General features: G+C 43.1%; 16 protein-coding genes and 1 pseudogene. 11 read left to right on the top strand and 6 right to left on the bottom strand.

Annotated elements, in window-relative coordinates; genetic code table 11:
- Positions 1-10: 10 nt before the first annotated feature.
- Positions 11-736: a tRNA pseudouridine(65) synthase TruC gene (gene truC / locus F9817_RS09900; protein WP_161155002.1), complete on the bottom strand. Its 726-nt coding sequence runs from the start codon at positions 734-736 to the stop codon at positions 11-13.
- Entirely contained in the window at positions 736-1,050 is a 315-nt protein-coding gene (locus F9817_RS09895) for a YqcC family protein (RefSeq protein WP_161155000.1), read from the bottom strand. Before F9817_RS09895 ends, truC begins: the two co-directional genes overlap by 1 nt.
- Before the next feature lie 142 nt (positions 1,051-1,192).
- Here F9817_RS09895 and F9817_RS09890 point away from each other — a divergent pair, with 142 nt between their 5' ends.
- Positions 1,193-2,230 carry a DUF3549 family protein gene (locus F9817_RS09890; RefSeq protein ID WP_161154998.1) on the top strand — a complete coding sequence of 346 codons (1,038 nt, stop codon included), beginning with the start codon at positions 1,193-1,195 and terminating at the stop codon, positions 2,228-2,230.
- A 10-nt stretch (positions 2,231-2,240) separates the two neighbouring features.
- Entirely contained in the window at positions 2,241-2,543 is a 303-nt protein-coding gene (locus F9817_RS09885; protein WP_161154996.1) for a DUF3301 domain-containing protein, read from the top strand.
- Here the strand turns inward: F9817_RS09885 and F9817_RS09880 are convergent.
- Positions 2,500-3,030 carry a GNAT family N-acetyltransferase gene (locus F9817_RS09880; protein ID WP_161154994.1) on the bottom strand — a complete coding sequence of 177 codons (531 nt, stop codon included), beginning with the start codon at positions 3,028-3,030 and terminating at the stop codon, positions 2,500-2,502. The two genes, F9817_RS09885 and F9817_RS09880, sit on opposite strands and share 44 nt — an antisense overlap.
- 971 nt (positions 3,031-4,001) lie before the next feature.
- Here F9817_RS09880 and F9817_RS09875 point away from each other — a divergent pair.
- Together F9817_RS09875 and F9817_RS09870 are read left to right on the top strand one after the other, a co-directional pair.
- Positions 4,002-4,298 carry a hypothetical protein gene (locus tag F9817_RS09875; protein ID WP_161154992.1) on the top strand — a complete coding sequence of 99 codons (297 nt, stop codon included), beginning with the start codon at positions 4,002-4,004 and terminating at the stop codon, positions 4,296-4,298.
- Entirely contained in the window at positions 4,295-4,744 is a 450-nt protein-coding gene (locus F9817_RS09870) for a YaiI/YqxD family protein (RefSeq protein ID WP_161154990.1), read from the top strand. The genes F9817_RS09875 and F9817_RS09870 overlap by 4 nt, the downstream gene beginning before the upstream one ends.
- Before the next feature lie 165 nt (positions 4,745-4,909).
- Here the strand turns inward: F9817_RS09870 and ykgO are convergent, their stop codons facing one another.
- Together ykgO and F9817_RS09860 are read right to left on the bottom strand one after the other, a co-directional pair.
- A complete protein-coding gene (gene ykgO / locus F9817_RS09865; protein ID WP_161154989.1) occupies positions 4,910-5,035 on the bottom strand; it encodes a type B 50S ribosomal protein L36 in 126 nt (41 codons plus the stop codon).
- Positions 5,036-5,226: 191 nt separating this feature from the next.
- Positions 5,227-5,472, bottom strand: coding sequence for a type B 50S ribosomal protein L31 (locus tag F9817_RS09860; RefSeq protein WP_161154988.1), 246 nt, complete (start codon positions 5,470-5,472; stop codon positions 5,227-5,229).
- A 142-nt stretch (positions 5,473-5,614) separates the two neighbouring features.
- Here F9817_RS09860 and tsaA point away from each other — a divergent pair.
- The 6 genes and pseudogenes from tsaA to F9817_RS09835 all read left to right on the top strand — a co-directional run.
- Positions 5,615-6,074 (top strand): annotated as a pseudogene (gene tsaA / locus F9817_RS09855) (tRNA (N6-threonylcarbamoyladenosine(37)-N6)-methyltransferase TrmO); the annotation flags it as partial.
- Between the two features lie 17 nt (positions 6,075-6,091).
- Positions 6,092-6,310 carry a hypothetical protein gene (locus F9817_RS24510; RefSeq protein ID WP_427916705.1) on the top strand — a complete coding sequence of 73 codons (219 nt, stop codon included), beginning with the start codon at positions 6,092-6,094 and terminating at the stop codon, positions 6,308-6,310.
- A 98-nt stretch (positions 6,311-6,408) separates the two neighbouring features.
- Positions 6,409-8,124 (top strand): proline--tRNA ligase, encoded by a 1,716-nt coding sequence (locus tag F9817_RS09850; protein ID WP_161154981.1) that lies wholly within the window; start codon positions 6,409-6,411, stop codon positions 8,122-8,124.
- 218 nt (positions 8,125-8,342) lie between these two features.
- On the top strand, positions 8,343-8,993 hold the full coding sequence (locus F9817_RS09845; protein WP_161154978.1) for a tellurite resistance TerB family protein: 651 nt from the start codon (positions 8,343-8,345) through the stop codon (positions 8,991-8,993).
- A 116-nt stretch (positions 8,994-9,109) separates the two neighbouring features.
- The gene (locus F9817_RS09840) at positions 9,110-9,316 is read left to right on the top strand and encodes a YaeP family protein (protein WP_161154976.1); all 207 of its coding nucleotides are present in this window, start codon (positions 9,110-9,112) and stop codon (positions 9,314-9,316) included.
- The gene (locus F9817_RS09835; protein WP_161154974.1) at positions 9,316-9,507 is read left to right on the top strand and encodes a DUF4250 domain-containing protein; all 192 of its coding nucleotides are present in this window, start codon (positions 9,316-9,318) and stop codon (positions 9,505-9,507) included. The genes F9817_RS09840 and F9817_RS09835 overlap by 1 nt, the downstream gene beginning before the upstream one ends.
- A 72-nt stretch (positions 9,508-9,579) precedes the next feature.
- On the opposite strand, the gene F9817_RS09830 is transcribed toward F9817_RS09835, so the two are convergent.
- Entirely contained in the window at positions 9,580-11,436 is a 1,857-nt protein-coding gene (locus F9817_RS09830; protein ID WP_161154971.1) for an FAD-dependent oxidoreductase, read from the bottom strand.
- Positions 11,437-12,062: 626 nt separating this feature from the next.
- Here F9817_RS09830 and F9817_RS09825 point away from each other — a divergent pair.
- Complete coding sequence (locus tag F9817_RS09825) at positions 12,063-13,046, top strand: integrase core domain-containing protein (protein WP_161154968.1); 984 nt, start codon at positions 12,063-12,065, stop codon at positions 13,044-13,046.
- Positions 13,047-13,268: the final 222 nt, after the last annotated feature.

Genomic DNA, 13,268 nt, shown 5'->3' with positions numbered 1-13,268 from the left:
TGTCCATCGATTAACGGTGCGGATGCTCCCAAGCAAATTCACCAAACAATCGATGCCACACTTCATCAAACTCAGCTCGTAGCTCTATGATTTGTTTTGAATAAGGATGTTTAAAACTCATATGGCTAGCGTGTAATAGCAAGCGATGTGAATCATAATGATCACGATATAAACGATTATGCCTCCCTTCCCCATGGTTAGTATCACCGACAATCGGATGTCTGAGGTGGGCTAGGTGGCGACGCAATTGATGTTTACGACCAGTTTTAGGTTTGAGTTCAACCATTCCATAGCGTGTCGTCGGGAAACGCCCAGTGGAGTGTGGAACCTCCACTTGTGCAATGGGCCGATAGTGAGTGATGGCTTCTTGCGGTTCTTTATCCTGCTTTGCCTGTTTATCAGCAATTTTATCCAGTTCTTCTTTCAAGGGATAATCAAGCACCCCTTCTTCTTTTAGCCAACCTCGAACGACCGCATGATAGGTTTTCTCAATATCGTGATTAGCAAACATTGGCATAACATCTCGCGCCACTTCACTCGATAAGGCAAACAGCAGCACCCCTGACGTTGGTCGGTCTAAACGATGAATAGGAAATACATGTTGGCCAATTTGATCTCGCAGTGTCTGCATCACAAATTGCGTCTCATGTTTATCTAACCATGAGCGATGTACTAACATTCCTGCCGGTTTATTTACGGCAACAAAATGTTCATCTTGATAAATGATTTCTAACATTATTGCCCCACTTCATCGATACACGTTAATACCCGTAGAATAGCTCGGTATTCATATTTACCAGACCACACCTGCTCAAAATAAGGAGTAATCGCAAAACCACTCGGAACCTGATCGTGTTCTAACAAACGAAGCATTTGAGGAATAAAGATCCATTGTAACCACTCATGAGGCTCTAGCGTGTCTAGGGCAAATGGCTGTTCACTTTGTAGTGCCGCCATATTTGGTACTTGGGTTTGCCACAAGCCTATACGACGTAATTCATATTCCAGCTCTTCTAGCATGGTAACCAAACTTTCTACAGATCTACTCATTCCTGTCCTAAGGTGTTTGTTTTTCTATCGTGCCCGATAGTATTCAATTTACCTTTAAATGCAATCACTGGAGAACATTTTATTCTGACCTCAGTATAGGTTACCATTGCCTTAGATAAGACATTCCGGACCATTGAGTATCATGGACAACATCGCAACATTAAGTCAGCTACTGCAAACCAGTGGCAATCATTATAAAGTTTTCGACCTCGGTCGACGTATCCAAGTTATTCCCAATGAACAATTTCACCAAGTTGAACAAGGTTCTCAACCTTATCCATATCCGGTGCAGCGCAGTGCGCAAATTGCCATTGCTTATTGGAACGAAGCGAATCAACCTTGGATCTGGTTTTTAAAATTTGAATTAGACGAACGCGGTTTATTACAGCAATCTCACGTCACCCAATTTATTCAATATGTATTAGAGGCTATGGGCTCTCGGCTCACGAATGAGTTAAGTGAAGAACAGCAACAAAAACTGACTAACAACCCATACACCTTCAAACCCCATGAAGATAAAATGGCGCTCTTTCATAGCCTAATTCGTTCTCACTTAGCCCTGCCATGCAGTCAATATTATGAGCATGCCCAGCACTACTTCAAAGGTGGATTAGGATGGGATAACTGGCAAACAGTTGGGCTACAAGGTATCACTGATATCTGTACTCATATCGGACAAGAACAGAATGGCGTATTACTGCGTAAGGCCATCGCGCATTTACCAACCCAGCCACTTTATGCCTTACTTGGTGCGTTAGAACACATTGATCTTCCTGAAAAATTAGCTGATCGAATCGTTGAAATGGCGAATAAAGAGATCGTCAGTGATAAGCCCGATCTGTTTTTACTTTCCGCCTTAGTGAGAGCATTAGCTGGCGCTCCTGAAAAACATCTGACAGACATTGTCGATAAACTTTTAAGTTCAGAGCAATTAAGCCATCAGGAAATTTTGATCGGTATCGCGGGACGTTCATGGCATGTACTCGCTGATAGCGGCCGAGCACAACGTTTCTTGCTGCGTTTAGCACAAACAGGGAATCAAGCCCTATTCAACCAGTTGTTCGCTGATTTAGTGATGCTCCCTCAACTGCGAATGGTGATCCTGCCACTATTGCATGCAAGCCCATCACCAGAGCTCACACAGGCGCTGATGGAATTGCAGCGTAATACCAAAGGTTGAGAGATTAGGAATGAATGATTATCTGCTGGGGATACTGCTGGTATGCCTTTTCTCTTACGCATTTTGGCAACAACGTCGTCAGGCAGAAATCGCTAAACATGTCATTAAACGCCAATGCGACCAACTCAACTTACAACTAGTGAGCGTCTCATTTGGTCGTCATCATTTAAAAACGCCACAAGGAGAGTGGCGTTGGCATACCGTTTACTGGTTTGAGTTTTCCGCCCTTGGAGACGATTGCTACCAAGGTCAGTTAGTCATGCAAGGATTCAGAGCCCAAAAATTTCACTTGCCACCTCATCATCTTCCTTAACCACAGGTCGTTGATACCACTCGAAACGATAATAAGGACCGAATTCATTTTCTTCTTTACCTTGCAGCTTAAAACCTAGCTTGTTTAGGATAGCGATGCTTGGCTCATGCCCAATATTTACCTTTGCAACCACCATTGATAGTGCTAACTGTTTACAAATATGGGGAAAGTAAGCTTTAAGGGCTTCCGAAGCATAACCATTTCCCCAATACGCTTTATCAAAGAGGTAGGATAACTCCGCGTCACCGTTGAGGTAAGTTTCAATGACAACATGCCCCATGTATTCACGGTTATAGTTATCTAAAACGGCCATAGAATGCATGTCAGGATCGTGTAATACCGTTTTAAATAAACGTCGAGCAGAAGCAACGGTTTTAGGGCCATTCATTTGCGCTCGGTTTTTAGCGCAACAATTTAGCATTAAAAATTCAGATTCTAATGCGTCGGTATAGGGCACTAATAGCGTCCTGCGTGTCACTATAGTCACGGACTATCCTTGTTGATACAAATGTTCTTTAAGTTTGAGCGATCTCCCTGTCATCCACTGACCTGGGGAGTCGCATCATTAGAAGTCACCGACCACAGCGTTATCGCTTTCATCATTGTTTTAATCAATCGGTGCTTATATTGTCGTCTTTCTTAGTGCATATGACAGGCAGCTAGATCAAAAAACCAGCAGTTAACGGGGCTAATACCCATTGCCTTTAGCTAAACACAAACCAAGAAAAGCCCCGACACAAAAGTATCGGGGCTTGATTCTCACTCGCAGCAGTCCGGCCACAAAAAAGCTCCATGCATCATCCATAATAGCGGCATTGCCCTTTGCCATATCCATCCATCGCCTTCCTAGCGGTGTCCTTTGCATCCATACTGCGACCTCAATCCGGAATCGCGCACATCACTTGTTCCTTGAGCGGTGTCCTTGCCATCATCCTGATGGTACTCCGCTAATCCTTAGGTGTGTCCATGCTCATCCCTGCAATCAACTTATCCATGTTGATTGAAAGTATCCGTACTGAGTCCTAATACTTCCTTGCTACGACAATTCCTGTTATCGATGCTTCATCCCAAAGCCGCCACTGTTCCGTAGCAATTTATCCTTGTCAGTATCCTTCCGACGCGTTCAATCTACCGCTCTGAGTATTTAAAACAATGGACTCAGAGCACAAAATACTGTGTCAGTTTTATTAATTAGATATTAAACAAATAAAATCATATAGTTAAAGTAACATTCAGTTAAATTACCCTATTTAAAAATGATTTTTCTTACAACAGATGTGAGAGATCTCTTACAAGTAAATACCTCTTTTGCTCTAAGCCATTCGTTTCACTCATATTAAAAACCTGTGCACACCTCACGAACTACCGAAGTTATTTGGGATTATGAGGCTTCACCGTTAGAATAACAGCTAGAGTTTTGGCTACGCTGGCCGCAAAATTACATCAAAGGGAACCATTATGCTCACAAAAGATATCTCCGATGAGCTTAAACAGATTTTTTCTAGTATTGAAGCGCAGGGAAAACCCCCTACGGTTGCTTTAGTAAAAGCTCGTCTTAGTAGTTCAGTGCCAATACCTGCAATTATCTCCGCTATAAAATCTTGGAAAAGCGCAGCCCGAATTCCCAAAGTCGAAATTGCGGCGCAAATAGAAAAAACGGCTGAAGAAAAAATCACCCAACTCGAGCAACAAGTCCAAGACTTAACCCAACGTGTCATCGCATTAGAAGCACAATTATCAGGAAACAAAGAATGAATATTTGGGTCGATGCAGACGCGTGTCCAAAAGTTATCCGTGACACGTTAATCCGTGCCGCAGAGCGAACAGGTATCGACTGTACGTTCGTAGCCAATCATGCAATCCCGTTACCACAAAGACAAAACATCCACCGCCTACAAGTACAAAGTGGGTTTGATGTGGCTGATAATGAAATTGTGCAACGTTGTGAATCTGGTGATTTAATTATCACAGCTGATATTCCGTTAGCAGCGGAAGTCCTCGCCAAAGGTGCTCATGCACTTAACCCTCGAGGAGAGCTCTACACGAAAGAAACGATTGGCGCTCGTTTAAACATGCGCGATTTTATGGATACATTACGCTCGAGCGGCATTCAAACAGGGGGACCTGCAGGCCTGTCACAAACCGATCGTCGAGAATTTGCCAATCAACTCGATCGTTTTCTGGCGAAAGCCAAACGGTAATCCACAAGTTGTAAATTTAAAACAGATCGTATTTACATAAAAATAGCCCTACAACATCTTGTTGTAGGGCTATTTTTGGGCTTGTTATGGCATTAACAAGTATTGCAAAAAGCCGATCATGAATCAGGTCTTCGAGTCGATTCATAGTCAGCAGTCATATTGGAATTAACGTTGCACTGCTTTAAAACGTGGATTCGTTTTGCAGATAACGTACATACGACCACGACGTTTTACGATTTGGCAATCTGGGTGACGATTTTTAGCACTTTTTAATGATTTTACGACTTTCATTGTGATCTCCTAAAATTTAGCTGCGCTAGCGTTGCACAGCCCAAAATTTATCTTCAACTTCAGATACACTTCGCTCTTCTGCATTCTTTACAGCGCAGCAAAAGCAGTAATTCGTCCTATCCCAAAGCGCATGCCAAATTCGCTAAATCGACATCACTATCAAAGGATAACTAAGGGATAGCACGTCACTCTTAACTAAATTGACCAAAGCGTTTTTTGAATTTCGCAACACGGCCTTGTTGCTGAGCAACACGTTGTTTACCAGTGAAGAATGGGTGTGATTCAGAAGACACCTCAATAGTCACATATGGGTAAGTTTCACCTTCATACTCAATCGTTTCTTTAGTTTGTACTGTAGAACCCACAACAAAGTAATGATCAATGCTGGTATCGTGAAATACAACTTTACGGTATTCCGGATGAATGCCTTCTTTCATGGTATCCTCATCTGTGTTTCAAATTGTTATGTTATAACATATTAAGTGATAAGCATTATCAACAACTCTCAATTGATTGCAAGGGCTTTATTAAAAAAATTGTGATATTTTTTCCGGCATTACTATATTGATGATCGGTCATATGTTCGAAGTACACCCAATAGCTTTCGTTGAAAGCCCTTACAAAGAGAAATTTGCTGTTCCTCGTCAGCCGCGTTTAGTGCCAGCTGCAACCGCTCGCATCCGTTTGGTTGATGAACTTAACTGTGCAGAAGCAGTGCGTGGACTTGAACAATTTAGTCATTTATGGCTTTTATTTTTATTTGATCAAAATTTAGCTGCAGGATGGAAGCCAACCGTTCGCCCGCCTCGATTAGGTGGTAATGAAAGAATTGGAGTACTTGCATCAAGAGCAACATTCCGCCCCAATGGCATTGGTATGTCGGCAGTCGAACTTAAAGGGGTAATAAAAGAAGGCGATCAATATTACATCGAAGTAGGCAGTGTCGATTTGGTCGACAACACCCCAATTGTCGATATCAAACCATATATTCCCTACTCGGATTCCATTCCAGAAGCCATCGGCGGTTACGCTTCACAACAGCCAAATACAATCAGTGTGGCCTGGAGTAACGAAGCAACGCTGTCTATTTTGGCTCGAACTAACGGTGTACAAGAGCAGCAAGTTATTGAACAAGTACTGGCGCAAGACCCGCGCCCCGCGTATAAGAAAAACAAACCTGACAGTAAAGAATATGCAGTAAATTTGTTCGATTTAAATGTGAAATTCACCGTTCAGGACAACTTAGTAACAGTTACTGCGATTGACCCCTTTTGACAAAAGCATTTGACTGATATTATTAGCGGCTAATAACCCATTTATCGTCGCTAGTAACACGATAAATCCCCCTTAACTTTGATGAACGGATACCATAAATGCGTACCAGTAATTATCTTCTTTCTACTCTGAAGGAGACTCCAAACGACGCAGAAATCGTAAGCCACCAGCTTATGTTGCGTGCAGGTATGATCCGTAAGTTAGCTTCAGGTCTTTATACTTGGCTACCTACTGGTCTGCGCGTACTGCGTAAAGTCGAAACAATTGTTCGTGAAGAAATCGACAATGCCGGGGCAATCGAAACGTTAATGCCCGTAGTGCAGCCGTTTGAACTGTGGGAAGAAACTGGACGTTCTGAAAAGATGGGGCCAGAGCTATTACGCTTTACTGACCGTCACACTCGTCCTTTTGTACTCAGCCCAACAGCAGAAGAAGTGATCACTCACCTTGTTCGTAATGAAGTGAGTTCTTACAAACAACTTCCGCTGAACTTGTACCAAATCCAAACTAAATTCCGTGATGAACGCCGCCCACGTTTTGGTGTGATGCGTGCACGTGAATTCTGCATGATGGATGCCTACAGTTTTGATATTGACAAAGAAGGCCTACAAAAATCTTACGATGCTATGCATACCGCTTACTGTAATGCGTTCGATCGTATGGGTCTTGATTACCGTCCAGTATTAGCAGATAGCGGTGCTATCGGTGGTAATGGTTCACAAGAATTCCACGTGCTAGCAGAAAGCGGTGAAGATCTTATCGCCTTCTCAACTGAGTCAGACTACGCAGCAAACCTTGAAAAAGCAGAAGCAGTTGCTCCTGCAGCAGAAGCAGCAGCACCGACTCAAGAGATGACGCTAGTTGAAACTCCAAACGCGAAAACCATTGCAGAGTTGGTAGAACAACACGGCCTACCAGTTGAAAAAACAGTGAAAACTCTGTTTGTTAAGGCATCTGATGCAATCGACGCACCGATCGTAGCGTTGATGATTCGTGGCGACCATGAATTAAATGAAATCAAAGCTGAGCACTTAGAAGAAGTCGCATCTCCGCTAGAAATGGCTGAAGAAGCAGAAATCCGCGCTCTAATCGGTGCAGGCCCAGGTTCTCTTGGCCCTGTAGGCCTAGAACTACCAGTGATTGTTGACCGCACTGTCGCAGTAATGAGCGACTTTGGCGCTGGCGCAAACATCGACGGTAAGCACTACTTCGGTATTAACTGGGGTCGCGACGTTGAGCTAGGCAAAGTAGCAGACCTACGTAACGTGGTAGAAGGTGATCCTAGCCCATGCGGTAAAGGCACACTGATGCTAAAACGTGGCATCGAAGTCGGTCACATCTTCCAGCTAGGTAAAAACTACTCTGAGAAAATGAACTGTGGCGTGCTTGGTCCTGATGGCAAAAACGTTATCCTAGAAATGGGTTGTTACGGTATCGGTGTTTCCCGTGTGGTTGCATCTGCTATCGAGCAAAATAACGATAAATACGGCATCATTTGGCCTGACGCTATCGCGCCATTCCAAGTGGCTATCGTACCAATGAACATGCACAAATCTGAGCGCGTAAAAGAAGCTGCAGAAAAACTGTATCAAGAACTGAAAGATCTTGGTGTTGATGTGCTGTTTGATGACCGTAAAGAACGCCCAGGTGTGATGTTCTCGGACATGGAATTGATTGGTGTACCTCACACTATCGTCATTGGCGATCGCAGTATGGACGAAGGAAACTTCGAATACAAAAATCGTCGCACTGGTGACAAAACACCAATCGCAATGACTGATATCGTTGAGCACATTAAAGATCAATTGGCGTAATAATCTTTTAACGCCATACTGATCAAGGGCTGGAAGTTTCCGGCCCTTTTTTATGCACCTCAACCAACTTGGTTGTGCCGATCTCTTCCCCACAACTGCGCCTTTTAACATACAAACCTAACCCCCTCATTAATCCTAGGTTCAGGCTCGAATTGCTATATTGCTGACATTAAATCAAACCTATTGTTTGATATAGCATGTATGGCATGAGGTGAACTATGGATTTAAAAAGTCTTCTTAATCAGGCACTCAATTCAGATCTTGTTAAACAAGGAAAGCAAAAAGCGGCTGAACTCAGTCATAAAACCGATACAAATCAATTAAAAACCTTTGGTCTAGGCGCAGCCAGTGGTGGCTTGGTTGGTGCATTACTTGGCTCAAAAAAGACCAAAAAAATGGGGAGTACTGCATTGAAAGTTGGTGGGGCGGCAGCTTTAGGCGCTCTGGCCTATAAAGTTTACAACGACTATCAAGCTAAACAAAAAATACCGAACCCAACGATTACTTTTGATGAGCACAACCCTCGACACGAACTGATCATCCTCAAGGCTGTGATTGCTGCTGCAAAAGCCGATGGGCATATCGATGCCAGTGAACAAGAAAAAATCAATCAAGCCATGGATGAATTAGGCGCAGATGCTTCCGTACAAGCATTAGTTGAAGAAGAACTCAGTAAGCCGATTGATCCAGTAGAGATCGCTTCTTTAGCGCGTTCTCCAGCACAAGCGGCCGAAGTTTATTTAGCCTCCGTACTGGTTGCGGACGAACAAAACTTTATGGAAAAAAGTTATCTGGCAGAACTGGCGAATCAGCTTGAGTTAGATAAAGAGCTCATAACAGAACTGACCAACCAAGCTAAATCTCGCTAGGAGCGATGAAAATATCACCTAGCCATCTCAACGTGAAGGTTCTATCCTTGTCTTCACTGATGGCTCAGGTATAGTTGAGAGCAGTTATCATTTATTGATTTTTGTAAGGCGCTATCATGCAAGTTTATGATTGCTGTACATTAGTACGAGAGCTCTACGCTCAAATAGGCAGTGGTGAACAAGGCTACATTCCCAAGGCCATTGAATGTGCCGTTAGAGCACTCAATGATATAGCTGGCGATGATTCACTGCCACAACCTACCCGTGACAAAGCGGCTTTTGCCGCAGCAAACTTGCTTATTTCTGATTTTGAGGACCAGTAATGAACTTATCCAACTTTGAAAATATGGACCCAATCTTAGTGTTCAGTCTCATTAATACCAAATTACGAGATGATTTTGATGGAGACTTGGACAAACTAGCAAGCTACTACGATATTAACCGCGCTGCGTTAGAGGCAAAACTCTCCAAAGCAGGGTTTGATTTTATTCCAGAAGCAGGGCAATTTCGCTAATCTTCTGCATAAAGAAAAGCCGCAAGTAAGCACATTTGCGGCTTTTCTATGTCGAGCTAGGTATATAATTGATTAAGAGACTTGTACATCATAGTCGGTAGCATAGCGACGCAACTTACAGTTATTCCCTTCTTTACAACCACAGCTTAGACAACGCTGAGACTCGTCGCTGACTTGAATAGGCGTAAACCCTGTTTCTACTTCATCAAAAGTGTTTAACCGTCGATTCATATCTATTTCTGGCATTTTTGCACGAAAAATTCCCTGCAACGCACGCTGATAGTTTGCTTCTTTCACTTGAGGATTATTACCTTGAGCGATGCTTTTCAAGCTTTCTTTCAAGCGTTCAACATGATCAGTACGGACTAGATTTTGGGTTCTTGGCACATTACGAGAACGGAACGAACGAGTATACAAACGTTCCATATCACCACCAAGAAACTCATCTATCCCTTGCGCGGCAGAACGAGCATCCGCGATAGCTTCTATCGCTGTTGCTGGTCCGCGGCGAAAATCACCAATACCAAAGATATTCCCTACGCCAGAGAACATATTCACTTCGTCAACATTGATCGTATTCCAGCGGCTCATATTTAAATGAATATCTTCCCCTTCAAGAAAACGCGTATCGGTTTGCTGTGATACCGCCGCAATCACTGTATCAAACGCTTCAGTAATCGTTTCGCCGGTTGGTTCAGGTCGGCGGCGACCACTGGCATCTGGCGCGCCTAATTGCATTTTCTCCAAGACAACTTGTGTTACCCGCCCATTTTCATCCGCTATATTCTCCACGGGATTGGTGAGAAACTGGAACGTCACGCCCTCATGTTCCGCTTCATCCACTTCATAAGGTTCTGCAGGCATGGCATCACGTGTACGGCGATAAATGAGAGTCACCTCAGCACCACGACGCAATGCTGTTCTCGCGCAGTCCATTGCCGTGTTACCGCCGCCGATTACTGCGACTTTCTTACCCACATCTAACTTGCGGTCCATGACGTTATCTTTCAAGAAATCAACGCCTAAGAAACAGCCTTTTAAGTTGCTCCCCTTATAACGCATATCGCTGGCTTGTGATGCGCCAACCGCTAGACAAACCGCATCATAATCAGCACTTAAGGAAGAAAGCGTAAAATCGTCACCCAACGATTGGTTAGTGTGCAGGGTAACACCACCACGGCATAGAAGGTCAATTTCTTTATCAAGCACAGCTTTAGGTAAACGAAATTCTGGAATGCCATAACGTAGCCATCCACCCGCTTTCGGCATGGATTCAAAAATATCTACGTTATAGCCTTCACGTGCTAAGAAATAGCCGCAGCTTAATCCGCCTGGACCTGCCCCCACAATGGCAACTCGTTTGTCTTTTAGCACTTTGCGTTCTGGTTGGTAAGTATCTTGCGTGGCGATGTCATAATCGGCGGCATAGCGTTTTAATTGTCGTATAGCGAGTGGTTGATCCACATTATTCCGTAGACACCCATGCTCACAGAAAGCAGGACATACACGACCAATCGACATAGGCATCGGTAACGTATTCTTGATGATTTCAACCGCTTTATGAAATTCATTTTTGGCGATTAAAGAGAGATAAAGCTGGACATCCACTTTCGCTGGGCATGCTATTTGGCAAGGGGGCAAACTACACGTGATATCTGGGTTCGCGAGAATCGACTCAAGAATATGTTTGCGCCTTGCCTCTAATTGAGGGCTATTGGTTACGACAACCATACCCTCTGTAGGATGGAGTTCGCAAGCAGGAACAACACCTTGGCCCGATACTTCAACATCACATAGGCCGCAATGACCATGAATGCCTTCCGTGCCACATAGGCATGGAATCATCACACCACAATTCTGAGCCGCTTGGAGTAGCGACAGTTCCGCTTTAACTTGGTAAGGTTTTCCGTTAAGAGTAATACAGACCATAATTTCCTCTGACTAGACTGACAAAGGGGAAATACATCCGCAGTCCGTTTTATTTAAGATGGACTGTATGCGATATCCATTCGCCTCATTTTCTTTTCACCCTGACACCAAACTCTTTATGAGTGAATAAATGAAGTCTTCAGATACCCTCGTTTTTATGTAGTGGCACGCGTTCATCTCTGCTTAATGTCACCATTTAACGTTATTTTTACTGGTATTTCCCGATAATTACTGCACAGTGAGAAACTTGACTTGATTTTCTATGCAGGTAGACGCACTAATAAATAATTGCTTCATTCTTGCACAGCATTTACGGATTACTTTGACCTCGCTCAATAAACATTATCGACTCTTGTTCCCCCTTGCAGAAACAAGACCTAACTCATTGTTTTAAAACACCAAGCCCACTTTAATTTTCGATATTCCATATTGGTCTATCACCTATATATTTCATTTATATACATAAAATCTCGGGAGCCTGTTAGCCACTTGCGGTAGCTGCAGAGAATGCCAATGCATCAATGACCACCAAACCAAACAGCATGTACAAACCGGGGACATACTTTACAAAATGATCTGGAGACTTCGTTTACATAAGTTAAAACTCATAGTTAGGAGGACTAACTATGGCTTGGAAAGAGACTTGTGTTATGGATTTAAAAATCAAATTTATATCCGACTGGCTATCTGGTAGATACACTAAGACATTGTTATCAAGTAAGTATTCTATTAGTCGTCCNACTGTTGATAAATGGATTGCGCGTTATTCTCAATATGGCCCTTCTGGACTTTATGAGCGAAGTCGCCGTCCCGCTTCATCNCCTAATCAAACACCACCGGCTATATCAGACAAGTTATTGGCATTAAAAAGGTCGCATCCTCATTGGGGACCGAAAAAAATTAATGATCTCTTCAAGATAAAATACCCACGACTTCATTGCCCAGCAGATAGCACAACCGCACACATTTTTTCTCAAGCTGGTTTAGTCAAACCGAGACGAATAAAGCGTTCTGTCACTCCTTATTCTGCAAACCTGACTAAGTCGACTCAACCAAATGATGTTTGGAATATCGACTTTAAAGGGCAGTCTTTATTGGGAAACTCACAATGGTGTTATCCATTAACTGTTACTGATGATTTCAGTCGATTTTTAATTGGTGTGGACGGTCTTATGAGTACAGGTTTCCAAGGCGTGCATGCGGTAATGGAAAGACACTTTCATGAATTTGGATTACCACTAGTCATTAAAAGTGATAACGGTGTTCCTTTTGCATCAAAAGCACTGGCAGGGTTAAGTTATCTTTCAATTTGGTTCATCAAATTGGGTATCACGCCAGAAAGAATCGCAGTAGGAAAACCAACACAGAACAGCAGGCATGAACGTATGCATCGTACATTAAAAGCAGAATCAATGAACCCGATGCAGCATACGTTAGAAAAGCAACAGATGAGTTTTAATCAATTTAGAGATAACTATAACTACCTGAGATCACATGAAGCTCTAGGNAGAACAAGACCTGCAGAACATTATGAATATTCACCAAGGATTTATGTTCCCAATAAGTATGAAATCAACTACGACCTTAGAAATAAGAAAAGTCAGACATAGCGGGGAAATTAAATGGAAAGGTCAATTAGTGTACGTCCACTCTGCTTTAACCGGCGAATCAATTGGGCTTCGTCAGCTTAATGATGATGTCAGTGAAGTCTATTTTTCCTTCATGAAAATAGGATTATTGGATGAAAGACAGAAGAGAATTGTTCGACTAAGCTAGGGACAGGTGTAAACCATGTCCCCGGTTTAAAACGTAAACGATGTCCACTTTGTACA

This window comes from Vibrio eleionomae (assembly GCF_009874545.1).
GTDB lineage: Bacteria > Pseudomonadota > Gammaproteobacteria > Enterobacterales > Vibrionaceae > Vibrio > Vibrio nitrifigilis.
Note: the sequence above shows the minus strand (reverse complement) of the source record. Positions and strands in the feature narration are given on the sequence as shown.